Source organism: Brevundimonas sp. UBA7506, from assembly GCF_002479495.1.
Lineage (GTDB): Bacteria > Pseudomonadota > Alphaproteobacteria > Caulobacterales > Caulobacteraceae > Brevundimonas.
Genome location: NZ_DLNQ01000001.1, coordinates 115,657 through 139,184 on the forward strand (window position 1 = coordinate 115,657; position 23,528 = coordinate 139,184).

Annotated in this window: 19 protein-coding genes, 1 tRNA gene and 1 other annotated feature; of the genes, 15 read left to right on the forward strand and 5 right to left on the reverse strand. The window is 66.2% G+C overall.

The features are described 5' to 3' along the window. The first annotated feature begins 186 nt into the window (after window positions 1–186). The 5 genes from B3K53_RS00525 to B3K53_RS00545 all read left to right on the forward strand — a co-directional run bounded on the left by B3K53_RS00525 (window position 187) and on the right by B3K53_RS00545 (window position 4,958). Window positions 187–567, forward strand: coding sequence for a GntR family transcriptional regulator (locus B3K53_RS00525; protein ID WP_292081934.1), 381 nt, complete (start codon window positions 187–189; stop codon window positions 565–567). After that, window positions 564–1,487 (forward strand): ABC transporter ATP-binding protein, encoded by a 924-nt coding sequence (locus B3K53_RS00530; protein ID WP_292081937.1) that lies wholly within the window; start codon window positions 564–566, stop codon window positions 1,485–1,487. The genes B3K53_RS00525 and B3K53_RS00530 overlap by 4 nt, the downstream gene beginning before the upstream one ends. Then, window positions 1,484–2,206 (forward strand): hypothetical protein, encoded by a 723-nt coding sequence (locus B3K53_RS00535; protein WP_292081939.1) that lies wholly within the window; start codon window positions 1,484–1,486, stop codon window positions 2,204–2,206. The genes B3K53_RS00530 and B3K53_RS00535 overlap by 4 nt, the downstream gene beginning before the upstream one ends. A 3-nt stretch (window positions 2,207–2,209) precedes the next feature. Further along, complete coding sequence (locus B3K53_RS00540) at window positions 2,210–2,860, forward strand: DedA family protein (protein WP_292081940.1); 651 nt, start codon at window positions 2,210–2,212, stop codon at window positions 2,858–2,860. 145 nt (window positions 2,861–3,005) lie between these two features. Next, entirely contained in the window at window positions 3,006–4,958 is a 1,953-nt protein-coding gene (locus tag B3K53_RS00545) for a S9 family peptidase (RefSeq protein WP_292081942.1), read from the forward strand. 35 nt (window positions 4,959–4,993) lie between these two features. Here B3K53_RS00545 and B3K53_RS00550 read toward each other — a convergent pair whose 3' ends face one another. Further along, a complete protein-coding gene (locus B3K53_RS00550; protein ID WP_292081944.1) occupies window positions 4,994–5,173 on the reverse strand; it encodes a hypothetical protein in 180 nt (59 codons plus the stop codon). A 186-nt stretch (window positions 5,174–5,359) separates the two neighbouring features. On the opposite strand from B3K53_RS00550, the gene B3K53_RS00555 reads away from it, so the two are divergent. From B3K53_RS00555 to B3K53_RS00590, 8 genes are all read left to right on the forward strand, one after another. Next, complete coding sequence (locus B3K53_RS00555; RefSeq protein WP_292081946.1) at window positions 5,360–7,435, forward strand: TonB-dependent siderophore receptor; 2,076 nt, start codon at window positions 5,360–5,362, stop codon at window positions 7,433–7,435. Between the two features lie 147 nt (window positions 7,436–7,582). Continuing rightward, complete coding sequence (locus B3K53_RS00560) at window positions 7,583–7,918, forward strand: ArsR/SmtB family transcription factor (RefSeq protein ID WP_292081948.1); 336 nt, start codon at window positions 7,583–7,585, stop codon at window positions 7,916–7,918. 7 nt (window positions 7,919–7,925) lie between these two features. After that, window positions 7,926–8,348 (forward strand): arsenate reductase (glutaredoxin), encoded by a 423-nt coding sequence (gene arsC, locus B3K53_RS00565; RefSeq protein ID WP_292081949.1) that lies wholly within the window; start codon window positions 7,926–7,928, stop codon window positions 8,346–8,348. Further along, window positions 8,348–9,433 (forward strand): ACR3 family arsenite efflux transporter, encoded by a 1,086-nt coding sequence (gene arsB, locus B3K53_RS00570; RefSeq protein WP_292081950.1) that lies wholly within the window; start codon window positions 8,348–8,350, stop codon window positions 9,431–9,433. The genes arsC and arsB overlap by 1 nt, the downstream gene beginning before the upstream one ends. Then, entirely contained in the window at window positions 9,433–9,873 is a 441-nt protein-coding gene (gene arsN2, locus B3K53_RS00575; RefSeq protein ID WP_292081951.1) for an arsenic resistance N-acetyltransferase ArsN2, read from the forward strand. Before arsB ends, arsN2 begins: the two co-directional genes overlap by 1 nt. Further along, a complete protein-coding gene (gene arsH / locus B3K53_RS00580) occupies window positions 9,870–10,616 on the forward strand; it encodes an arsenical resistance protein ArsH (protein WP_292081952.1) in 747 nt (248 codons plus the stop codon). Before arsN2 ends, arsH begins: the two co-directional genes overlap by 4 nt. A 22-nt stretch (window positions 10,617–10,638) precedes the next feature. Then, a complete protein-coding gene (gene chrA / locus B3K53_RS00585) occupies window positions 10,639–11,880 on the forward strand; it encodes a chromate efflux transporter (RefSeq protein WP_292081953.1) in 1,242 nt (413 codons plus the stop codon). Window positions 11,881–12,011: 131 nt separating this feature from the next. Continuing rightward, window positions 12,012–12,073 (forward strand) — a sequence feature (sul1 is cis-regulatory element that is thought to sense ions involved in sulfur or methionine metabolism; They are found in Alphaproteobacteria). Window positions 12,074–12,116: 43 nt separating this feature from the next. Further along, window positions 12,117–13,592, forward strand: a complete 1,476-nt coding sequence (locus tag B3K53_RS00590; protein WP_313412962.1) for a SulP family inorganic anion transporter — start codon at window positions 12,117–12,119, stop codon at window positions 13,590–13,592. An 80-nt stretch (window positions 13,593–13,672) separates the two neighbouring features. Here B3K53_RS00590 and B3K53_RS00595 read toward each other — a convergent pair whose 3' ends face one another. Genes B3K53_RS00595 through B3K53_RS00605 form a run of 3 tightly spaced genes read right to left on the reverse strand, consistent with a single transcriptional unit; the run spans window position 13,673 to window position 19,540 of the window. After that, a complete protein-coding gene (locus tag B3K53_RS00595) occupies window positions 13,673–15,055 on the reverse strand; it encodes a hypothetical protein (protein WP_292081955.1) in 1,383 nt (460 codons plus the stop codon). A 22-nt stretch (window positions 15,056–15,077) separates the two neighbouring features. After that, window positions 15,078–18,125, reverse strand: a complete 3,048-nt coding sequence (locus B3K53_RS00600; protein WP_292081956.1) for a TonB-dependent receptor domain-containing protein — start codon at window positions 18,123–18,125, stop codon at window positions 15,078–15,080. A gap of 59 nt (window positions 18,126–18,184) precedes the next feature. Next, window positions 18,185–19,540: a dicarboxylate/amino acid:cation symporter gene (locus B3K53_RS00605; protein WP_292081958.1), complete on the reverse strand. Its 1,356-nt coding sequence runs from the start codon at window positions 19,538–19,540 to the stop codon at window positions 18,185–18,187. 235 nt (window positions 19,541–19,775) lie between these two features. Between B3K53_RS00605 and B3K53_RS00610 the strand changes: the two genes are divergently transcribed. Together B3K53_RS00610 and B3K53_RS00615 are read left to right on the forward strand one after the other, a co-directional pair. Beyond that, on the forward strand, window positions 19,776–21,614 hold the full coding sequence (locus B3K53_RS00610; RefSeq protein WP_292081961.1) for a sensor histidine kinase: 1,839 nt from the start codon (window positions 19,776–19,778) through the stop codon (window positions 21,612–21,614). Continuing rightward, complete coding sequence (locus B3K53_RS00615; RefSeq protein WP_292081962.1) at window positions 21,614–22,954, forward strand: sigma-54-dependent transcriptional regulator; 1,341 nt, start codon at window positions 21,614–21,616, stop codon at window positions 22,952–22,954. The genes B3K53_RS00610 and B3K53_RS00615 overlap by 1 nt, the downstream gene beginning before the upstream one ends. A 426-nt stretch (window positions 22,955–23,380) precedes the next feature. On the opposite strand, the gene B3K53_RS00620 is transcribed toward B3K53_RS00615, so the two are convergent. Next, window positions 23,381–23,457 (reverse strand) — tRNA-Met (locus B3K53_RS00620). Between the last annotated feature and the right edge of the window lie 71 nt (window positions 23,458–23,528).

Sequence of the window (23,528 nt, forward strand, 5' to 3'; positions counted from 1 at the left end):
CGGGCACGCCGATCAGATCTCCCCGCATCGACCGGGCCTCGGCCTCGACGGCGAACAGAAGATAGTTAGGGAGGCCGGGCTTGCGGACTTGTGACCGCGACTTTGTTTTCCGCACATGCATACGGCGACGTTGACGGCGTCCGATTGGTGTATTAGCTCACCGATACACCAATCGGACGCCGCTCCTTGCACTTCTCCATCAACCCCACGGACAGCCGCCCCATCTACGTCCAGATCATGGACGAGGTCCGGCGCGGCATGGCCTCAGGCGCGCTCGCCAGCGGCGATCCTCTGCCCTCGGTCCGCCAGCTGGCCGCCAGCCTGAAGGTCAATCCCAACACCGTGGCCCAGGCCTATCGCGAACTGGAACGGGAAGGTCTGGCCTATGTCCAGCGTGGACAGGGCACCTTCGTCGGCTCCGCGCGCCAGATCGACGACGACCGCACGGCCCTGGCCCATGAACTGGCCCAGCGGTCGCTGGTCGAGGCCGCGCGCCTGGGGTTGAACGCCGAACAGTTCATCCAGGCGATCCGCTCGGTCGACTCCTCGAAAGCCCCGCTCAAATGATCATGCCCTCTTCCGCCGACGGAGACGCCGGCCTCGCCGTCGCGACCCACGCCCTGTCCAAACTCTATGGACGGGCGACCGCCTTGCAGGCTGTCGACCTGCGGGTTCCCGCAGGCGCCGTCTATATGCTGGCCGGAGAGAACGGTGCCGGGAAGTCCACCCTGCTGCGCCTCCTCCTGAACCTGGAGCGACCGACGGGAGGCCAGATCGAGGTCACGGGCCTGGCGGCGGATCGAAACGGCGCGCGCGTTCGCGCCCGTGTCGGCTATGTGCCGGAAGGCTTCGACATCGGACCGCGCTGGATGACCGTCGGGCGCTGGTTCGCCGAACGGGCCGTCTATTATCCGGCCTGGGACGCGGCCTACGCCGCCGCCCTGTCTCGTCGCCTGGACATCGATGGCTCGCGACGGATCGGTCAGCTGTCCAAGGGGCAGGCGCGCCGCGCCCAGATCGTCGCCGCCCTGGCGCACCGCCCGCCCCTGCTGCTGCTGGACGAACCCACCGACGGCCTGGATCCGGCGGCGCGCGACACGGTGCTGGAGCTGATCTCGGATCATCTGTCCCAGACCGACTGCACCATCCTGGTCTCCACCCACCTGATCTATGAGTTGGACGCCCTGGTCGATCAGGTCGGCGTCCTGTCGCACGGCCGCCTGACGGCCCAGACGCCGCGCGACGCCCTGCGGGAATCCGTGAAGAACTACCGCATTCGCGGTCCCGAGGGATGGAAGCCCCCGTCCGACATCCCCGGCGTGCTGCATCGCGGCCAGTTCGGTCGCGAGCACAGCTGGGTCATCCGTGGCGAGGAAACAGAGGTCGCCGCGCACGTCGCCCGTTCCGGCGGCGAAGTCCACGATGTCGCCCCTCTCAACCTCCACGACGCCGTCGTCCATCTGATGCGCCAGGGAGCGGCGTCATGACCACCAACACCAGCCACGAGCCGCCCCGCGCGGCCGCCGTCTTTCAACTGCAGCTCGGGAAGATGGGCCGCGTCCTGCGTCCCGAGCTGATCGGTCTGGCCCTGATCCTCAGCCCTACCGCACTCATGGCGCTGGGCCTTCTGATGCGCCGCGACGCCGTCCTGGACTACCCCCCGGAGCTGAGCTTCCTCCTGCCGGCCGCAGCCTTTCTTCTGCCCTTCAGGCTCTGGAACAGAGAGGGGCTGTTCGAGCGCGGCGACTTCCAGCTCATGCCTGTCGAGCGCCGCAAGCACGTCCTGATCAGGGTCTGCGCCGGCTCCGTCTGGGCCCTGGGCCTGGCCGCAGCCGTCGTTCTTCTCTTCAATCTGCTGGCGCTGGCGGCTGGCTCTCCGACGATCGGAGCGGCGGCCTGGCTGTGGCTGGTTCCGCTGGGCTCTGTGGCGACGGCCTATCTGCTGGGCAGCGCCCTGGTCCTGGCCCTGCGCCATCCGCTCCGCTGGAGCGCCGGCCTGGTCCTCGCCTATGTCCTGCTTACCGCCTTCGGTCTCGGCGGCCCCCTGGAACCCATGACCCAAGCTGTCCTCCATAGCGATCTGGGGCTGGAGCGCGTCCTGACTGGCGGCGCTTCGAGCACGGCCTGGATCGTCGCCCTCCTGTTCTGGTTCGGACTGGGCCTGATCGCTGTCGCCCTGGCCTCTCTGCGTCACCGGGAGGGCTGAAGGATGGAGGGCTTCATTCACGACGCCGCCGCCGTCATCGCGCGACATGGCGTCTGGGCCGGACCGCTTCTGGGCCTGATGACCTTCGGGGAATCCCTGGTGCTGGTCGGCGCCTTCGTGCCGGCCACCGCCCTGATGGCGGCGACGGGCGTCCTGGTGGCGACGGATGTCCTGTCGCCCGCGCCGGTGCTGTTCTGGGGATGCGTCGGCGCCATCCTGGGCGAGGCCCTGTCCTATCACCTGGGTCGGCGGGCCGGGCCGGCGATCTGGCGCCACCGGCGACTGCGGTCCCAGAGGAAATCCGTGGCCCGCGCCCGGCTCTACTTCCGACGCTATGGCGCGACCTCCATCTTCCTCGGCCGCTTCCTGGGCCCGCTCCAGGCCGTGGTCCCCCTGACGGCCGGCGCGACCGGCATGGGTCAAGGCCGCTTCCATGTCGCCAATGTACTGTCGGCCCTGATCTGGACGCCCGCCATGCTGGCGCCGGGATATATGGCGGCCGGGGGCCTCGGCGGGTGGAGTCCGCCGCTTCTGATCCAGAGCTCCTTGCTCGTTCCCGGGATCACAGCCGTCGCCGTCATGGTTCTGGGCTGTCTGCTGATCCTCGAATCCCTGTTCAGCGATCGGCGGGGTTGGACCCTGCACCCCATATGACCCCGCCCTTCTCCCTAGCCGGTCGAGGCTCCCTTCCTGCTTCTCGGCACGAGCCTCTGGCTCCTGATCTGCTTCGCCGTCGCCTTGAGCCGGCCACGCTCGCGGTCCTGACCGCCCTTCCCGTCCCTCCATCTCAGAGATCTTCATGACCCGCTCACCAGCGCGCCTTTCCGCATGCCTGGCGTCCAGCCTCGTCCTGGCCATGGCCGCAGGAACCGCCGCCATCGCCGCCCCCGTCGCCGAAGCCTCGGCCGCCAGGCCTGCCGCCTACAGCGCCGCGCAATTCTATGAGACGGTCGACCACCGGCTGGCCGGCGGCTCAGGCCTCGCCTTCTCGCCCGACGGCCGTTTCGTGCTGATGACCAGCGACCAGTCGGGCGTGTTCAACGCCTACGCCGTTCCGGTCGACGGCGGAGAGCCCGTCGCCCTGACGACCTCGACCACAAACGCCATACAGGCCCTGAGCTGGTTTCCCGAGGACGAGCGCATTCTGGTGATCTCGGACAGGGGCGGCGATGAACGCACCCGCCTCTATGTCCGCGAACGTGACGGCGGCTTGCGCGACCTGACGCCCGAAGGCCGGGTCACGTCGGACCTGCTGGGCTGGAGCGGCGATCGCTCCACGATCTGGATCGCCTCCACGGCCCAGGATCGCCGCGCCCCGGACATCCTGGCGGTCGATCCCGTCACCTATGAAAGCCGCCTGCTGTTCCAGAACCCCGGCATGCTGATCGAAGCCGTTTCGCCCGATGGACGCTGGGTCGCCCTGCGCCGACAGTCCGGCTCGGCCGACAGCGACCTCTATCTCGCGGATCTGACCCAGGCGGGCGAGCCGCGCCTGATCACCCCCCACGTCGGGATGGTCCGCCACAATGTCTTCGACTTCACGCCCGATTCCTCGGCCCTGATCTTCGGTTCTGACGCCGCGGGCGAGTTCGGACAGGCCTATCGCTACGACCTGGCCAGCGGGGCGATCACCGAGGAGTTGAAGGGCCGCTGGGACGTCATCGCCGCCCACTTTTCTCCGTCCGGCCGCTACCGGGTGTCCGCCTTCAACGCCGACGCCCGCACGGAGATGACCGTCACGGACATGACCACCGGCGCCCCGATCGCCCTGAAAGGCGTCCCGGCGGGCGACATCGGCGCGGTGCGCTTCCGTGCGGACGAAGGACGGATCGTCTTCACCGTCTCCTCCTCCACCTCGCCTGCCGACGTCTTCATCGCCGACCTGACGACGGGCGAGACCCGAAGGCTGACCCAGGCCCTGAACCCGGCGATGCAGGAGGACGACCTCGTGGAGGCCGTGGTCGTGCACTATCAAGGTGAAGGCGGCGTGACGATCCCGGCCAACCTCTATCGCCCCAAGGGGGCCTCCGCCGCAGCCCCGGCTGCGGGCGTGGTGATGGTTCATGGCGGACCGGGCGGTCAGGCCCGTCGCGACTATTCTCCCATCATCCAGCACCTGGTCAATCACGGCTACGCCGTCCTGGCGGTCAACAATCGCGGCTCGTCAGGCTACGGCAAGACCTTCTTCCGCATGGACAATCGGGCGCACGGCGAGGCTGACCTGCGCGACGTGGTCGCCGGCGGCCAGTGGCTGCGCGATCAGGACTGGGTCGCCGACGATCAGGTCGCGGTGATGGGCGCCTCCTATGGCGGCTACCTGGCCCTGGCCGCCCAGACCTTCCATCCCCAGGCCTTCGAGGCGGCGATCGACATCTTCGGCGTCACCAACTGGACCCGCACCCTGGAGGAAGCCGCGCGCCTGCCCGAATCCCGACGCACCGCCCTCTACGACGAGATGGGCGACCCGGCGACCGACGCCGAACGCCACCGCCGCATCTCTCCCCTGTTCCACGCCGCCAACATCGTCAAACCCTTGCTGGTGGTCCAGGGCGCGAACGACCCCCGCGTCCTGAAGATCGAAAGCGATGAGCTTGTCGCCGCGGTCAGGGCCAACGGCACGCCGGTGGAGTATGTGGTCTTCCCCGACGAAGGCCACGGCTTCCGGCGGCGCGAAAACCGGGTGACGGCGCAGGAAGTCTATCTCAGGTTCCTTGACCGCCATCTACGTTCCCGGTCCGCGCCGGAACGCTGAGCCCCGATCAGTCCGTCAGGAAGCTGGCCATCGGGCTACATCGTCCAGGGCTGGTCGCCGTACACGTTGAGCGCCCGCAGCGTGACCAGCCGCCGACGGCGCGTCGCCCCCTCAGCCGCGAACCACGGTCCGATCCCATGTCCCAGCACGATCACCAACCCCAGGGCGATCAGCAGGCCGCGCGGCAGATGAACCAGGGCCGCGAGCGCGATCATCGACAGGCCGATAACCCAGACGACCTGCAGGCAGCATGACCAGACCGCGCAGGGCGTCGCTGGCTTCCATGCGCCCAAAGGCGCCGACAGTGCGAGCGGCGCCCGGATTTCCGGCGGCGGTATCGGTTGACATCAGCATGCCCGGCGGATTAGCCGATATGTAATAACATTACAAACGGAGTCGCCGTGTCCCTGCTTTCGAGTTGCGCCAGTCTGTGTCTTCTGGCGGCGGCTGACCCGACGTCCCGTGATCATGCCGAAGTCCAGACGAATGAGGCAACGACTGTGGGCGAAATCGTGGTCCTAGGTCGCCGGAAGACGCGCGATCTGACCCTGGGCGCCGGCCCGGCGACCGAACGGATGTCGCCGTCCAGCCGCTCCATCGAAAGCGATCTTCTGCACGCCGTCGGCGCGGTTCGCCTCGCCGATGCGCTCGAACTGGTCAGCGGGGTCAGTCAGCAGAACAACCGCGGCGGCGTCATGGACAACTTCGCCATTCGCGGCTTCCTGGGCACGCCGGACGGCGGCGCCGAATACTATGTCGACGGCTTCCTGGCTAACCGGGGCATGGCGCCGCCGCGCGATCCGGCGACGGCGGAAAGGATCGAAGTCCTCAAGGGCCCGGCCGGCGCCCTGTTCGGCGACATCGATCCTGCTGGTCGGGTCAACATCGTCTCCCGCACCCCGCGCTTTGTCCCGGACGCCGCCTTCATCGCCACCGTGGGTTCGTTCGGGTTGCGACGCGGAGAACTGGATCTGACGGGGCCGCTGTCTAAAACGCTTGCCGGTCGCCTGGTGGTCGCCGGCGAAACCAGCAGCGGCTGGCGCGATTACGTCGGGCTCGACCGAACCGTCGTCTCGCCGTCCCTGACCTGGCGGCCGAATGACGACCTGCGGCTGACCTATGTGGGCGAATTCACCACCTTCACCACCCTGTTCGACCGCGGCCAGCCGGCCATCAACGGCGACGCCCTGGCCCTGCCTTCGTCGCGCTACTTCGGTGAGCCCAGCGACGGTCCGACGCGCTTTCGCAATGAGCGCCACCAGATCACAGGCGACTATCGCCTGAACGACGACTGGACACTGAAGGGCGGCTTGGCCTGGCGCGGCGGCTCGCTACGCGGCCTCTCCAGCGACCACTCTCGCCTGATCGGCGACACGCTTTGGCGCCAGCGCCGAGGCCGGGACTTCTCGGTCGAGGATCTGTCCGCCCGACTGGCGTTGAACGGCCAGTTCCGCGCCGCCAAGGGCGTGCACAACCTCGAACTCGGCGCCAAGGCCTACAGCCTGACCTATGGCGAGCGCTGGCTGCGCATCAACCCGACCCTGGACAACCCCTATCCCATCAACGTCCATGATCCGGTCTATGGCGGCGCGGCCCCGACGCCCCTGCCCTTCACCGACAATCTGGAGACGCGCGAGGTCGTCACCCTCTACGCCCAGGACCTGTGGGAGGTGAACGACCGCCTTAGCCTCCTGGCCGGCTTGCGTTACGACGACTATCGCCAGACCATCCGCAACAATCGCACCGGCGCGGTGGGCGAGAACACCGACGCCCCGATCGATTACCGCATCGCCGCCCGCTATCGCCTGACCGACGCCATCACGGCGCACGCCAGCTATGGACGCTCCTTTGTCCTTAATTCCGGCACAGGTCGCGACGGCTCCGGCTTCGCCCCCGAGGAAGGCCAGGGCTACGAGATCGGGCTGTCCGGCGCCTGGGAGGGACTGGATCTTGCGGCGACCGTCTTCGACATCGAGAAGAACAACATCCTGACCAATGACCCGGTGGACCCGAACTACCTCGCCCCGGTCGGCCGATTGACCACGCGAGGCGTCGAACTGGACGGATCCCTGCGCATCGGGGAGACGTGGCAGGTTGTAGCCAACTACGCCTGGACGGACGCGAAGACCGATGACGCGGCCTTCGCCAGCGAAGACGTCCTCAATGTGCCCGAACATTCCGGCTCCCTGTTCGTCATCGGCCGGTTCCGCACGTCTCACGGGACGGAATGGTCCCTCACCGCCGGCGCCGCCTATGCCGGTGATCGGGCGGCGGCCATCGACGGCAGCGGCGTTCGTCTGCCCGCCTATTGGAAGGCCAAGGCAGCAGTCGAATATGGCCTGACGGATCGCATCAGCACGCGCCTGGAAATCGATAACCTCTTCGACGAACGCTACGCCCAGAGCTCCTACAGTCCGCTCTGGATCTTTCCCGGCGCGCCCAGAAGCCTGAAGGCTTCCATCAGACTGGCTCTATAGAAACAGAACATTGACGGAGATGACGCCGCCTGACGTCGGCATAGCGCGAGGAACGGTCATCGGCCTCTCGACCGACAGTTGACGTTCATCCTCGCGTAGCGTTCCCGGCTTGATTGACGCCAACATTCATTCCATTATCTTGGAATCATGGAATCAGAAGCCGCCATTCTCGCCCTCGCCGCCCTGGCCCAGCCCACGCGGCTGGAGACCTTCCGCCTGCTGGCCCGGCATGAACCCGCTGGCCTGCCCGCCGGAGAGATCGCGGACGCCCTGGCAGTGCCCGCCAACACCATGTCGGCGCACCTCGGGGTCCTGTCCCGCGCCGGCCTGATCAGTTCGGAACGTCGCAGCCGGTCGATCATTTACCGCGCCGACCTGAGCCGCCTTCAGGCGCTTGTCGTCTTCCTGCTGAAGGACTGCTGCCAGGGCCGCGCCGACCTGTGCGAGCCGCTTCTGGCCGAACTCGCGCCCTGCCGCGCCTGAGGACCTCATGGACGTCGTCATCTATCACAACCCCGCCTGCGGAACGTCGCGCAACGCCCTCGCCCTGATCCGTCACGCCGGGATCGAGCCCCACGTCATCGAGTATCTGAAGACGCCGCCCAGCCGCGCCATGATCACGGAGCTGGTCAGGCGCATGGGCGTTCCGCTGCGCAGCCTTCTGCGCGAGAAGGGCACGCCCTTCGCCGAACTGGGCCTCGGCGATCCCGCCCTGACGGATGACCAGCTTCTGGACGCCATCGAGGCCCATCCGATCCTGCTGAACCGCCCGATCGTCGTCTCGCCGCTGGGGGTGCAATTGTGCCGGCCGTCGGAGGCGGTCCTCAACCTTCTGCCGGCCGAGGGGCTTAAGCCCTTCACCAAGGAGGACGGCGAGGTCGTCATCGATACTGAGGGCCGAAGGATCCGCTGATGGTCGACGCCGTCATCACTGAACAGCCAAAGCGCCGCCTGTCCTTCCTCGACCGCTGGCTGACACTTTGGATTTTCGCCGCGATGGCGCTGGGCGTGCTGCTGGGTGCGGTCGTGCCGGGCCTTCCCGCCTGGATCGACGGCCTGTCGGTCGGGACGACCAACATCCCCATCGCCATCGGCCTGATCCTGATGATGTATCCGCCGCTGGCGCGGGTGAAGTACGAGGAACTGCCGCGCGTCTTCGCGGACAGGCGCGTGCTTGCCCTGTCCCTGTTCCAGAACTGGGTGCTGGGGCCGGTGCTGATGTTCGCCCTGGCGGTCATCTTCCTGCGCGACCAGCCGGAATACATGACCGGCGTCATCCTGATCGGTCTGGCCCGCTGCATCGCCATGGTGCTGGTCTGGAACCAGTTGGCGCGCGGCGACAACCAGTATGTGGCGGGTCTGGTCGCCTTCAATTCGCTCTTCCAGATCGCCTTCTTCAGCCTCTACGCCTGGCTGTTCCTGACCGTGTTGCCGCCCCTGTTCGGGCTGGAGAGCAGCGTGGTGGACGTCACCGTCTGGACCATCGCCGGCGCCGTCCTGGTCTATCTGGGCCTGCCCTTCCTCGGGGGGGTCCTGACCCGGCGCACCCTTGTCGCGAGGAAGGGAAATGACTGGTACGAGACGCGCTTCCTGCCGCGCATCACGCCGATCACCCTGATCGCCCTTCTCTTCACCATCGTCGCCATGTTCAGCCTCAAGGGCGGCGAAGTGGTCGCCCTGCCGCTGGACGCCCTGCGCATCGCCATCCCGCTGACGATCTACTTCTTCGTCATGTTCGTGGTCAGCTTCCTGATGGGACGGTTGATCGAGGCGGACTATCCGCGCACCACGGCCCTGGCCTTCACCGCCGCCTCCAACAATTTTGAACTGGCGATCGCCGTCGCCATCGCCGCCTTCGGGCTGGCGTCGCCGGTCGCCTTCGCGGCGGTCATCGGCCCGCTGGTCGAGGTCCCGGTGCTGATCCTGCTGGTGTCGGTCGCCCTGTGGCTGGGCCGCCGCTACTTCCCCGCGACCGCCCCGAAGAAGGACGCCTGCTGATGGCCTTCAACGTCTCGGCGTTGCCCGAACCCACCGCCGACCTGATCGCCGCGCTGGAGGCTGCCGGACTACCGACGGATGACCTCCACGAACCCGGCCGGCGCTTCTTCCGCTTTGAGAATGGCGAGGGGCTGGTCGGCTACGGCGGGCTGGAGCAGGTCGGGCCCGACGTCCTGATCCGCTCCATCGTCGTCCCTGACGGCCGTCGCGGCGGCGGTCACGGCGGGGCGATCCTGTCCTGGCTCGAAACTGAAGCCGCCCAGCAAGGCGCTGCCAGCCTCTATCTGCTCACGACCTCGGCCGCCGCCTTCTTCCAGCGGCGCGGCTACTCGGTCGCCCTTCGGTCAGCCGCGCCGCCCGCCATCGCCGCCTCTCGCCAGTTCAGCGGCCTGTGCCCGGCATCGGCGACCTTCATGTTCAAGGATCTGCGTATCCAATGACCCGCCTTCGCGACCTGCCCGATCCCGACCACCTGCCCGCGCTCGACCCGGCCTATCTGTCCAGCCGCCCCGCGCTGGGTCTCGGTCCGAACGACCATCCGCCGCGCATCCTGCTGCTCTACGGCTCGCTGCGGGATCGGTCCTTTTCCCGGCTGTGCGTCGAGGAGGCCGCCCGCCTTCTGCGCTTCATGGGCTGCGAGACGCGCATCTTCGATCCGTCCGACCTGCCGCTGACCGATCAGGTCGCCTACGACGATCATCCCGCCGTCCACGAACTGCGCGAGCACGCCCTGTGGTCTGAAGGCATGGTCTGGAGCAGCCCGGAACGCCACGGTCAGATTTCGGGGATCATGAAGCTGCAGATCGATCACCTGCCGCTCAGCATGGGCGGCATGCGTCCGACCCAGGGCCGCACCCTGGCGGTCATGCAGGTCTCCGGCGGCTCGCAGAGTTTCAACGCGGTCAACACCCTGCGCCTGCTGGGCCGCTGGATGCGGATGATCACCATCCCCAACCAGTCCAGCGTGGCCAAGGCCTTCATGGAATTCGACGACGACGGCCGCATGAAGCCGTCCAGCTACTATGATCGCATCGTCGACGTGATGGAGGAACTGGTGCGCTTCACCGTCCTGACCCGCGCCCATGCCGACCAGTTGGTGGATCGCTATTCCGAGCGGAAGGCGTCAGGCGTGCCGATCGATGCGGCCAACGACCTGTCCGCGATCGCGACCAGGTCTGCGTAGCCTCAGGCTGGATTGTTAGAGAATGGCCACGGAAATCAGCGGCGAATCCAGCTCAGTCCACGGGCGCCCGAGCGCGCCACTGGCCGGTTCGCCGACAGAGGTCTTCGCGGTCTTCCTCAAGCTCGGCCTCACGTCGTTCGGCGGGCCCGTGGCGCACCTCGGCTATTTCCGGGACGAGTTGGTCTCGCGACGCCGTTGGATCGATGAAGCCGGATACGCCGACTTGGTCGCCATGTGCCAATTCCTGCCCGGCCCAGCCTCCAGCCAAGCGGGCTACGCCTTGGGCTTGTGGCGCGCCGGCCCATTGGGCGGCGTTGCGGCATGGTGCGCCTTCACACTGCCGTCCGCCGCGCTTCTGGTCTTGTTCGCCATGGGCGCAGCCTCGCTCAACGGTCCGGTTGGAATGGGCCTGCTGCATGGACTGAAGCTGGTGGCCGTGGCTGTGGTCGCTCAGGCGGTCTGGGGGATGGCCCGCACCCTGACCCCCGACTGGCAAAGAGCGGCCATCGGCCTAGCCGCTGTTGTAATCCTGTTGTTGCTCGGCGGAGCGACAGGTCAGATCGTCGCCATCGTCATCGGCGGCCTGGCGGGGCTGCGCCTCTGCCAGACGACGAACGCCACATCAGCATCGACTCCAAACTTCCCGATTTCACGGCGCGCCGGCGCAGGGGCTCTGGTCCTGTTCCTTCTGCTTCTGGCGGGCTTGCCGCTCGCCTCCATGGCGACAGGGCTCCACGGCGTCGCCTTGCTGGACGTCTTCTATCGAGCCGGCGCTTTCGTTTTCGGAGGCGGTCACGTCGTTCTGCCCCTGCTCGAAGAAGGCGTGGTGCAGCCCGGCTGGATCGATTCCAATGGCTTTCTAGCGGGCTATGGCGCGGCCCAAGCCGTGCCGGGGCCGCTTTTCACCTTCGCCGCCTATCTGGGCGCCGCCATGGAGCCTTCTCCAAATGGATTAGCCGGGACCGCCCTTTGTCTCGTGGCGATCTTCGCCCCGGGATTGTTGCTGGTGACAGGGGTGCTGCCGTTCTGGAGTTTGCTGCGCGCCCGACCGGCGGCCCAGGCGGCGATGCGCGGCGCGAACGCGGCAGTCGTCGGCATTCTGGCTTTCGCCCTCTATACCCCTGTAGGAACCGGCGCGATCCTGAGTGCGATAGACTTCTTCGTGGCGCTGGCGGGCTTTGTTCTGCTGACGGTGTGGAAGTGCCCACCATGGATAGTCGTTGCCCTGACCGCCGCAAGCGGGGTCGCCGTCGCATTGATTTGACACTAGCCGCACCCGTCGCGGGCGCCTGAAACAGGCGGCCGCCCCCCGTCGATTCGTCCAAACCTCTTGCGCAGTGAACGTGACGGATCTTGCATTCAAAGCCCCGTAGCGGCATGCATGCCGTCGTTCACCTTGGACTCGGCGCCCCTGGGCTGCCGGGTGGCTATCCCGTCCGCCGATCCGTCGGGAAACTGAGCCGCCGCATGCGGCTCGTCCAAATGAAATCCTGAATGTCCATTATTGCATCCGCGCGCCAGCAATGGCTCGCCAACCCTCGCCGCGATTTGCTGGCGGGCACCGTCGTGGCGCTGGCCCTTATCCCGGAGGCCATCGCCTTCTCCATCATCGCCGGCGTCGATCCCGCCGTGGGCCTTTACGCCAGCTTCGTCATCGCCGTGACCATCGCCTTCGTCGGTGGGCGACCCGCCATGATCTCGGCCGCGACCGGCGCCATGGCCCTGCTCATGGTTACGCTCGTCCGTGATCATGGCCTGGAATACCTGTTCGCCGCATCAATCCTGTGCGGCGTCTTTCAGATCATCATCGGCCTGCTGAAACTAGGCCGCTACATCCGCTTCGTCAGCCGCAGCGTCATGACCGGCTTCGTCAACTCTCTGGCCATCCTGATCTTCCTGGCTCAGATGCCGGAACTGATCGGCGCCAACTGGCAGACCTTTGCTCTGGTCGGCGCTGCACTGGCCATCATCTACGGCTTCCCTCGCCTGACCAAGGCCGTGCCTTCGCCCCTGGTCGCCATCGTCCTGATCAGCGGCTTCGTGATCATGACCGGTCTGGATGTCCGCACGGTCGGCGACATGGGGCAGATGCCTTCGTCCCTGCCGATCTTCCATCTGCCGGCCGTCCCGCTGACCTGGGAGACTCTCGTCATCATCGCGCCGGTCTCGGCCACATTGGCCTTCGTCGGCCTGCTGGAAAGCCTGCTCACGGCGAACCTGATCGACGATCTGACCGACACGCCTTCTGACAAGGACCGCGAGACCCGCGGTCAGGGCATCGCCAACATCCTGTCACCCCTGTTCGGCGGCATGGCGGGCTGCGCCATGATCGGCCAGTCGATCATCAATGTGACCTCCGGCGCGCGAGGCCGCCTGTCCACCCTATGGGCTGGCCTCTTCCTCTTGTTCCTGATCCTGGTGCTTCAGGATTGGGTGGCGCGGATACCCATGGCGGCTCTCGTGGCGGTGATGATCATGGTGTCCATCGGAACCTTCGACTGGAGCTCGGTCCTGAAGCTGCACTCAACGCCGTTCCAGTCGTCCATCGTCATGATCGCCACGACGGCGACTGTCGTGGCCACCCATGATCTGTCCAAGGGCGTCGTCCTGGGCGTGATCCTCTCGGCCGTCTTCTTCATGCGCAAGGTCGGTAAGACCGCGGTCGTCGAAGAGATCGAAACGCCGGAAGACGGCGTGCTGCGCTACCGCGTGTCTGGGCAGTTGTTTTTCGCTTCGGCCGATGTCTTCGCCGCAGCCTTCGAGCACCACGGCAGCCCCAGACGCGTGGAGATCGATATGACCGACGCCCACCTGTGGGACCTGACAGGCGTCGCCGCTGTCGACAAGGTCGTTTTCCGTTATCGGAAGCAGGGGGCCGAAGTCGAGGTCATAGGCATGAACGCTGCGGGACAAACCCTGGTGGAGCGGGTGGGCCGTCACGATAAGAGCCATCTTCCCGTCGGGCTGTCGCACTGACCGCGACGCCGCAGCGGCTCAGCGCAAGTCGGTCGAACGACTACAGGACCAACTCGCGCGCCATCATCCGTAAATCGGCTTCAGGCACCCGGACCAATAAGCTCGGACGAAGGCTTCCGCTTGCTCGTATCAGCCTCTCTCAAGCGGCCAGTGGCCGGCCGATAGTGTTCGTCGAACAGACACGCTCCGGCATACCGAGAGCGAGCGGCTGCACAGAGCGCCGCCACAGACTCCGCGTCGGGCTTGGCGCCTTGGTCGATCCAAGCCGTCAAGGCTTCGAAAACAGCGACATATTCCGGGGCGCTCAGGGCGCTGTGCTCGGCTTCATTGGTGAAGGTCTGGACCAGAAGGTCCGACCGTCCCGCCGCCGCGACCCTCTCGCGATAGGCTGCCTGGTGCGAGACGAAAGCCGTGGGGTCATACTTGCCGTGAATGGTCACGGTCGGCGCCACGATCAGGCCCGACAGATCAGCATCATAGGCCAGACGCACCACCGCCATGGGATCAGAGTCAAACCGCTGCACCCCCGCATTGAGAGCCGCATCGTCATGTGATCCAGCATAGACGACATCCCTATTGGAAAAGGGGTTGAGCCCGTCCAACCGGTGCTGAACCAGGTCCTGAAACAGGAAGGTGGCCCAGGCCAGGTGGCCGACCAACTGGTCTTCCTCGACGCCGACCACATTGAGAATATCCGCCAGCCGCTGCTTCTGTTCCGGCGAGCGCTCGGCCTCCGGCAGGCCGACGCCGGTGCAGGTCTTGACCCGTTCCGCCAACTCGACGCGGGTCATGCGGACGCCATCGGGCAGGCCCTGCCAGAGCGGATACTGGACCTCGTCGGCTTTCGGATGATTGTGACAATAGTATTGATAGACGGCGCGCAGGTCGGCGCGGAACCTGTAGGCCTCGGTCCCGCCGGCCAGGACGCCGCTGGTCAGGACGACGCCGTCCCAGACCACCCGGCCTTCGGCGTCGCGCGCATAGAGCTCCGCCGCCTTGGCCGCGACATTGCCGCCCCACGACTGACCGTGAAGGATTGTGCGGCGTGGGCGTCCAAAAGCATCCCAGAAGATCTGACGCAGATCGTCAGTGTCTTCGGCCGCCATGCGCACGCCGTAGCCGCCCCGGCGATAGGTCGAGCCGGCCCAGGCGAAGCCTTCCTTCACCGTCATGGAGAAGCGTTCCAGATCCTCCAGCGGGTCCTCGGCCTTGGGCGCACCCGTGCGTGGTCCGCCGTGGGCATGGACGATCAAGGCGCCGTTCCAGTTTTCCGGCACGGCGATCCAGTAGTAACCGCCCTTGGCCGCCTGCCCCGACCAGCAGTGCGCCTGCTGCGGAAGGAAATCAGGACAGACGGCCGGGGCGGGCGCCGACGGAGAGGAAGCCGCCAGCGCATCCTGGGTGGCGGCGAAGGGCGCGCCGATAAACGCCAGGGCGATACCGCCCGAGACGATCCTGAACATGCGCATCCCCTCGCCTCTCCGATCAGAACGACTTGCTGGCGTTGACGTACCAGTAGCGACCCCAGGGGCTGTGCACCGAACCCCGATAGCCGCCGTCAGCCAGCGGCGGCCCCTGGTCCGTCAGATCGCGCACGCCCAGACGCAGTCGGGTCTCGGCGGGGAATTCATAGTCCACATAGGCATTGATCGTCTGCCGCGAGTCGACCACCCAGGCCTCGTTTGAGGCGCCCAGCAGGCCGGGCTGATCGAATTCGCTGATGTACTGGCTCGACAGTCCCGCGCGGATCGGACCCTTGCGCCAGGTCAGGCTGGCGTTGACGCGCCATTCCGGCCGACCGTTTTGCCCGACCAGTTGGGCCGTTTCCGGCAGGGTGGTTCCGGCGTTGATCGTACCCGCGGCGCGGGCGGCGTAGAGGGCGTTCACGATGTCGCCAGGGTCGCGCGAGAATTCGTCCAGTTTGCTGGCGTTCACATTGACGGTGAAGGTGCCGAAGCGCGTGCGGCGCAGCGACCAGTTCATGCCCAGGTCCAGACCGCTGACCGTCTGCGGCTGCAGGTTGATGAAACGATCATTGATCGAGACCACCTCGCCCACCGGCGTCAGGCCCGTGCCTTCAAACAGCAGGATATCTTCGGGCGTGGCGGCGCGGCGGTTGACCAGCGGATTGGCGCCGCCCTCCACACGGTTCAGATAGTCCAGCGCCAAAGCCGTCTGAGCCCCCAGCAGGCCGACGATCTTCTCCTGCTCGATACGCCAGCGGTCGATGGTGAAGGTGAAGGCCCCGAAGCGATCGGGGATGAAGGACGGCTGCAGCACCAGGCCGTAGGAGCTGTTGGTGCTCTCTTCCGGCTCGAGGTCAGGATTGCCCGCGACCAACAGCGAGGCGCCCGAGGTGTTCTGGGCGCAAGCCGCGAAGTTGGCGATGCGGCCCGCGCGCAGATCCGCTTCGCAGCGGACATAGTCCACGCCGCTGGCCAGACGCGAGTATTGCGTGGCGTTGGTCTGCTCCAGGTTGGGCGCACGGAAACCCTCGGAATAGGAGCCGCGCAGGCGGACGCCTGGAACGACATCCCAGGCCACCGCCACCTTGGGCTTGGCCACGGAGCCAAAGTCCGAATAGTGCTCGTAGCGACCGGCGACCTGCATATCCATCTGATAGATCAGCGGAATATTCATCTCGGGCGACACCAGAGGCAGGGCGAACTCGATATAGGTCGAGAAGACTTCGCGGCTGCCCTTGGTGTCGGGGTTGGGGCTGACGGCCGAGACATTGGACAGGTTGGTTTCGCCCGTCACCATGTCGGTGAAGGTGAAGGTCCCATCCACATTGGCGTCGCGGTCGTCCTTCTGCGTCTCGCGGCGCGCCTCGACGCCGAAGGCCATGCCCGCCGGGCCGCCCGGCAGTTGGAACAGGTCGCCCCGCGACAGCTTGAAGTCCGCCATGGTCAGGGTGGTGCGCGACAGGCGACGCATGTCGAAGACGATGGCGTCGATCGCCGCCCGCGAACTGGGCGAGCAGTCGCCGTAGCTGGTGGTGGCGACGCAGCCGCCGCTGAAGGGATTATAGGCGTCAGGCGTGGACAGGGCCAACTGGCGCTGCAGGGCGGTCATGTTGATATTGGGCGAAACGTCCTCGGCCTCGGCTTCGGAGTAGACTAGGGCCGTCTCCCAGTCGAAGCCGCGCCACTCGCCGCGCAGGCCGCCCAGCAGTCGGGCCTGATAGTTGTCGACCTTGACCACCTGGAAGCCGGTGTCGACGAAGCGGTAGTTGGTCATCAGAACCGGAAGCCCGGCCGCCGGCACGCCGGTCAGGCCCGGCAGACGGTTGGGGTTGGCGGATCCGTCGGAGAAGGTCACTGGACCGAAGGGATTGTAGTAGTTGCTGGCCGGGATCCAGATCTGGTTCAGGTTGACCACCGGCGGCTGCACCGCGCGGCTGTGCGCGCTGTAATAACCGATCTCGCCAAAGGCCTCGACGGTGTCGGTCAGGTCATAGCGACCGGTCAGGAAGAGGTTCAGCCGCTCGACCGAGGGCCGCACCGTTGTCTCGTGACGCGTGTCGTAGCGCATCTCGCGGTTCGTGGTGTTGAAGTTGTGATTGCCGCTGGCGATGCAGATGTCGTTGCCGACGCTGACGCCACAGCCGAAGCTGGTCGGCTGGAAACGGAAGGTGCCGGCCGAGTTGGTCACGGCCGTTCCATTGGAACGGATCACCGCACGCGACCCTACCGACAAGCGCGCCCAGGGCGTGTGTGACGACCGGCCGTCCAGCGACTGAACCCCGGCGAAGTCAGCGTAGTCCGCGAACAGAGGGCGGATGTCGTCCGAACGGGTGAAGTCCTGATCCGAAGCCCACAGGGCCGTGCGCTGAGCGTAGTTGGCGAAGAGCGAGACGTTGCCGCGCTCGAGATTCTTGCCTGCGAACAGGTTGAACTCGGTATCGCGCATCTGCGTGCCCTCGGCGCCGCCGTAGCGAGCGCTGACCGTCAGGCCGTCGATGTTGTCGCGCAGCACGGTGTTTACCACGCCCGCCACCGCGTCCGCGCCATAGATGGCGGCGGCGCCGTCCAGCAGCACTTCCAGCCGCTCCAGACCCGAGACCGGGATGGCATTGGAGTTATAGCTGAGCACTGGCACCGTACCGGTGTCCGAGGTGCCCTGGCTGGTCGGATGCTGCACCAGGCGACGGCCGTTCAGCAGGACCAGGGTATTGCCGACGCCCAGCGAGCGCAGGTTGACCGAGTTGACGTCGCCGCGCGCCGAGTTCGAGGTCTGGGGGTTGTTGGCGGAATCGAACAGGACATCGCCCATCTGGGGGATGGTCCGCATGAGTTCATCGCCAGTCGTCGCGCCCGTGGCCTCGATCTGCTCGCGATCGGCGACCACCACCGGCAGGGCCGCCGTGGTTCGGGCACCGCGAATATTGGTGCCGACGACGACCACGTCCTCGACCTGGGACGCCTGTTCGCCGCCGCCGACGGAAGACGTCTCTTGAGCTTGCGCCAATCCCGCGAACAGGACGGCGGAGGCGGTCGTCGCCATCAAGGCGATCTTCGAATGCATTTTCATTTTTCCACTCCCTTTGCGCCGCCTGTTGCCGACGGTCGCGGTTTTGAAATTCTGACGGTTCAGTCGTCGGCCAACACCAGATCATCGCCTGGTCCCGCCGCCGGATCGGGCGACGCCGCCAGGGGCTGGGGTCCGCCGTCCAGCGCGGCCTTCAGCGCATCGCGGTCCAGTTCGCCTTCCCAGCGTGCCACGACGATGGTCGCCACCGCGTTGCCGATGAAGTTGGTCAGGGCCCTGCATTCGCTCATGAAGCGGTCGATGCCCAGGATCAGGGCCATGCCCGCCACCGGCACGGCCGGCACCACCGACAGCGTCGCCGCCAGGGTGATAAAGCCGGCGCCAGTGATGCCCGCCGCCCCCTTGGACGACAGCATGGCCACCAGAAGCAGCAGGATCTGATCCTGCAGGCTGAGGTCGATATTCAACGCCTGGGCGATGAACAGGGCCGCCATCGTCATGTAGATGTTGGTGCCGTCCAGATTGAACGAATACCCCGTCGGCACGACCAGACCGACGACCGACTTGGACGCCCCGGCTCGCTCCATCTTGGAGATCAGGCTGGGCAGGGCCGCCTCGGAGCTGGAGGTGCCCAGCACCAGAAGCAGTTCTTCCTTCAGGTAGCGGATCAGCTTCAGGATGTTGAAGCCATTGGCCACGGCCACCAGCCCCAGCACCCCGACGACGAAGATGGCGGCCGTCAGATAGAAGGTGGCGATCAGGGCGAACAGGTTGGCCACCGAGGCGATGCCATAGGCGCCGATGGTGAAGGCGAAGGCCCCGAAGGCCCCGATCGGCGCGGCCTTCATCAGGATGGCGACCAGCTTGAAGAAGGCCGCGCTGACCGATTCCAGGAAGCTCATCACCGGCTTGCCCAGATCGCCGATCATGGCCAGGGCTATGCCGAACAGGATGGAGACGAACAGGACCTGTAGGATATTGCCAGTCGAGAAGGCGCTGACGACGGTGTCCGGGATGATGCCGCTCAGGAAACCGATGATGGTGCTCTCATGCGCCGCCTGGGCGTACTGGGACACCGCACCGGCGTCGAGGCTGGCCGGATCGATATTCAGGCCGCGCCCCGGCTGGACCAGATTGGCGACGATCAAGCCAACGATCAGGGCGAGCGTCGAAAAGACGAGAAAATAGCCGAATGCCTTGGCCGCGACCCGGCCGACCCGGCCGATGTCGCGCATCCCGGCGATTCCGGTGACGATGGTCAGGAAGATGACCGGCGCGATGACCATCTTCACCAGTTTGATGAAGCCATCGCCCAGCGGCTTCATGCTCTCGCCGAAGGTCGGCCAGAAGTGACCTATGGCCCCGCCGAGCACGATGGCGACCAGCACCTGAAAATAGAGGTGCCGATAGAAGGGGCGGCGCGCGACGGCCGCCGTCTCTGACGCGATAGGGATCACGAAGGTCGCTCCTGACAGCGAGCCAAGACGCTCGCGGATTTCCTCGGCGTGCTCTTCGTCACGCTTGCGCCTCAGTCTGCGTCAGGGAGAACGGGCGACCAACACACGAGCATAAATCTATCAGATCATTGATATTAATGTCTTTTTTAAAGAGCTGTCAGCTCCCTTCGCGCAAATCGTGCGGAAAACCACTCCGAAACATGGCTTATTTGTGCGAAATACCGCACACATACTCATGCTCCATTCGGCCTCCATGCACGCGGCGACCCCGATCCATTTGCGAAACCGGCTGACCTTGGCTTTGCTGGCCTTGGTCTGGCTGGCCGCCAGCTTGGCGGGGGCCTACGCCGCCGGCGAAACGGCGCGCCGCAGCGCCGAGGCCGCACTGGCCCGCCAGTCGGAAAACGCCGCCGCGCTGCATGCCGCGGTTCTGCGAAGCGAGCTTGAGAAGTATCGATCCTTGCCGCCCGCTCTGGTCACGGACCCTGACGTGGTTCGTCTGCTGAACGCGCCGGACGGCGCCGAAACTACGACGCTGAACCAGCGGCTCGAAACCCTGGCCGATCAGACCCGCGCCTCGGCCATCTATGTCATCGCCGCAGACGGCGTGACCCGCGCAGCCAGCAACTGGCGTCAGCCGATCAGCTTTGTCGGCGCCGACTACAGCTTCCGCCCCTACTTCATCAAGGCCATGCGCGAAGGCTCTGCCGAGTTCTTCGCCCTGGGCACAGTTAGCCGAACGCCGGGCCTCTTCCTGGCTCGACGCGTCTCGGATCGCGGCGGGCGCGTCCTGGGCGTGGTCGTGGTCAAGGTCGAGTTCGACACCCTGGAAGCCGAATGGCGCGCCTCAGGCGAACCGGCCTATGTGGCCGACCCCGGCGGCGTGATCTTGATCACCAGCGTCCCGGCCTGGCGTTTTCGCACCCTGCGCCCGATGGACGCCGCCAGCCGCCGACTGACACTGGCCGACCAGACCCTGGGGCACGGCGCCCTGACGCCCTTGAACTTCCAGACGCCATCCGATGGACGCTCGCAGTTGGTCGACGCCCCGATCGACGGCGCCGCTCGCCACTGGATGCACGCCTCATCTCAAACCGCGACCGCGGGCTGGACCCTGCATCTGCTGACGCCCACGCGCGGCGCGATCGAAACAGCCGTAGCCAACGCTCGCGCCATCGCCGTCCTGATCGTCACCCTCGTCTTCGGCGTCCTGGCCGTCCTGCTGCGTCGCCGCCAGCAAGCCGCCGCGCGCCATCGCGCAGCCGAAGCCGCGCGTCAGGACCTGGAACACCGCATCGCCGAACGCACCCGCGACCTCAGCGAGGCCAACGAGGCGTTGAACCGTCAGATCGAGGAACGAATGCGCGCCGAAGCCAGCCGCGAGGCTTTACGCGATGAGCTGGTGCAGGCTGGCAAGCTGGCGGCCCTGGGCCAGATCGCCGCCGGCGTGGCGCATGAAATCAATCAACCCGTCGCCGCCATTCTCACGCAGGCCGAAACGGCGGCGGCCTGGCTGGAACGCGACCAGGCCCCCAAGGCGGCCCGCGCCCTGAGCCGCATCGGCGACCTGACGAGCCGCATCGGCGCCATCACCCAGGAACTGCGCGCCTTCTCCCGCAAGAGCCAACCCAGCGTGTCGTCAGTCTCGATCAACGAAGCTCTCGACGGCGCCCTGCTGCTGCTTGGCGGCCGTTTGCGGCAGGCCGGGGTCCGGCTGGTCCGACACAAGGGCCCCGACGCCGTCGTCATGGCGGACCGGTTTCGTCTGGAACAGGTCATCGTCAACCTGATCCAGAACGCGCTGGAGGCGCTGGACGGCGTTCCGACCCCTATCGTCACTCTGTCGGTCAAACGCGAGGCCGACCAGGTCGAGTTGATCGTGGCCGACAACGGTCCCGGTCTGTCCGAAGCAATCCGCGAACAGCTCTTCACGCCCTTCGTCACCAGCAAGTCCAATGGACTAGGCCTTGGACTGGTCATCAGCCGCGACATCGTCGCCGCCTTCAACGGCGAGCTGGATCTGCGACCCAGCGACACCGGCGCCGTCTTCGTCGTCACCCTGAGGCAGGCGTGATGGACTTTCCGCGCCTCGACTCCGTCGCCCTGATCGAGGACGACGACGATTTTCGCGCCGCCCTGGTCGAACGCCTGGAGCTCGACAATCTGACGGTTCACGCCTTCCGCTCCGCCGAGGCGGCCCTGGCCAAGATCGACGCCGACTTCGCCGGCGTGGTCGTCACCGACCTGCGCATGCCCGGAATGGATGGGCGGCAACTTCTCGCCCGTCTTCAGACGCTGGATGCTGCCCTGCCCGTCATCCTGATCACCGGCCATGGCGACATCGCCGAAGCGGTCGCCGCTATGAACGCGGGCGCCTACGACTTCGTGGCCAAGCCCTTCGCCTTTGAACGCCTGCGCGAAAGCCTGAAACGCGCCCACGAGAAAAGGGCACTGGTTCTCGACAATCGCCGCCTGACCGCCCTGTCGTCCGAGGCGGGCCTGGAGTTGCCGCTGCTGGGCGAAAGCCAGGCGATCCGTCGCCTGCGCGCCACCATCGCCCAGATCGCCGACGCGCGCATGGACGTCCTGATCGAGGGCGAGACGGGCTCCGGCAAGGAGGCCGTCGCCCGCGCGCTTCACTACAACGGTCGCCGCCGCCCCCAGCCCTTCGTCGCGGTGAACTGCGGCGCCTTGCCCGAAGGCCTGATCGAGAGCGAACTGTTCGGCCATGAGCTCGGCGCTTTCGCCGGGGCCATGCGTCGTCGCCTCGGGCACGTCGAGCGGGCGCACAACGGCACCCTCTTCCTCGACGCCGTCGACACCATGCCGCTGTCCGTTCAGATCAAGATGCTGCGCGTGCTTGAGGAGCGCGAAATCCAACCTGTCGGGGCCGAAGCCCCCCGCGTCGTCGATCTGCGGGTCCTGGCGTCGTCCACCGGCGATTTGAGCGAGGCGGTCGCCCAGGGCCGAGTGCGCGAGGATCTCTACTACCGCCTCAACGCCGTGCGTCTGCGCATGCCCCCGCTGAGGGAACGTCGTGAAGACATCCCCCTGCTCTTCGCCAGCCTGTTGGCTCGCGCCCAGGTCGGCCCGGACGGCGTCGCCCCGGTCGTCACGGACGAGATTCGCTCGAAACTTCTAGAGGCCCCCTGGCCCGGCAATATTCGCGAACTGTCCCACTTTGCGCAACGCTTCGCCCTAGGCCTGGAAAGCCGTCACGGCGCAACCAGAGAAGCGGAAAGCGGACTGGCCGAACGCGTCGCATGCTTCGAAAGTCGAATCCTTCAGGACACCCTCGAAGCCCTCGGCGGGGACATCGCCCAAACCCTTCGACACCTAAAAATTCCGCGCAAGACTCTCTATGACAAGCTCAAACGGCACGGTCTGAAACCCGCTAGTTTCCGCCGTCACTAATGCTCTTCTTCACCAACGGGGTGGAGTTCTCTGAGTACGCCGAGCAACACCCCCTAGTGATAAAAGGCTTCCTGGCGCCACACGCGGTCATTGATGCCCGCCCGAAAAGTGGAACCTTGGCGAGCCAGGTTCAGAGGCTGCTTTCGACTCACCGAAGGGTTTCGACGCAGGGCTCTCCACGGTTCGGCATGAGAGCCCTGCACAGGGGAGCCCCGGCAGGCTGAGCCAATTGGCCATACCGCAAGGTGAGTTGTGGCGTCAGCGCCGCTCATTGAAGCTTCCAACGAGGGGAATCGTGATCCAAAGCCCCGCCTTGCCTCAACTTGCGCGCCAGGTGCTTCCGCGTGGCTTCCACGGCAGGATCTGGGGCGTTAGATTTCGGACAGCAAAAAGCCGCTAGACGATTGATCTAGCGGCTTATTTGTTTGGGTGCGGGAGCAGGATTTGAACCTGCGACCTTCAGGTTATGAGCCTGACGAGCTACCGGGCTGCTCCATCCCGCGGCAAGGCGGTGTGTGAGGAAGAAGGGTTCGAAGACAGTCCTTGGGACGTCTTGTTCTTGTGTATCTGGTAG

What these genes read in the sequence shown, in the direction of transcription:
- B3K53_RS00545 (WP_292081942.1), top strand. Translation starts at nt 3,006, where the DNA reads ATGACCCGCTCACCAGCGCGCCTTTCCGCATGCCTGGCGTCCAGCCTC.
- B3K53_RS00530 (WP_292081937.1), top strand. Translation starts at nt 564, where the DNA reads ATGATCATGCCCTCTTCCGCCGACGGAGACGCCGGCCTCGCCGTCGCG.
- arsN2 (WP_292081951.1), top strand. Translation starts at nt 9,433, where the DNA reads ATGGCCTTCAACGTCTCGGCGTTGCCCGAACCCACCGCCGACCTGATC.
- chrA (WP_292081953.1), top strand. Translation starts at nt 10,639, where the DNA reads ATGGCCACGGAAATCAGCGGCGAATCCAGCTCAGTCCACGGGCGCCCG.
- B3K53_RS00550 (WP_292081944.1), bottom strand. Translation starts at nt 5,173, where the DNA reads ATGATCGCGCTCGCGGCCCTGGTTCATCTGCCGCGCGGCCTGCTGATC.
- B3K53_RS00615 (WP_292081962.1), top strand. Translation starts at nt 21,614, where the DNA reads ATGGACTTTCCGCGCCTCGACTCCGTCGCCCTGATCGAGGACGACGAC.
- arsB (WP_292081950.1), top strand. Translation starts at nt 8,348, where the DNA reads ATGGTCGACGCCGTCATCACTGAACAGCCAAAGCGCCGCCTGTCCTTC.
- B3K53_RS00600 (WP_292081956.1), bottom strand. Translation starts at nt 18,125, where the DNA reads ATGAAAATGCATTCGAAGATCGCCTTGATGGCGACGACCGCCTCCGCC.
- B3K53_RS00540 (WP_292081940.1), top strand. Translation starts at nt 2,210, where the DNA reads ATGGAGGGCTTCATTCACGACGCCGCCGCCGTCATCGCGCGACATGGC.
- B3K53_RS00610 (WP_292081961.1), top strand. Translation starts at nt 19,776, where the DNA reads ATGCTCCATTCGGCCTCCATGCACGCGGCGACCCCGATCCATTTGCGA.
- B3K53_RS00595 (WP_292081955.1), bottom strand. Translation starts at nt 15,055, where the DNA reads ATGTTCAGGATCGTCTCGGGCGGTATCGCCCTGGCGTTTATCGGCGCG.
- arsC (WP_292081949.1), top strand. Translation starts at nt 7,926, where the DNA reads ATGGACGTCGTCATCTATCACAACCCCGCCTGCGGAACGTCGCGCAAC.
- B3K53_RS00560 (WP_292081948.1), top strand. Translation starts at nt 7,583, where the DNA reads ATGGAATCAGAAGCCGCCATTCTCGCCCTCGCCGCCCTGGCCCAGCCC.
- B3K53_RS00535 (WP_292081939.1), top strand. Translation starts at nt 1,484, where the DNA reads ATGACCACCAACACCAGCCACGAGCCGCCCCGCGCGGCCGCCGTCTTT.
- arsH (WP_292081952.1), top strand. Translation starts at nt 9,870, where the DNA reads ATGACCCGCCTTCGCGACCTGCCCGATCCCGACCACCTGCCCGCGCTC.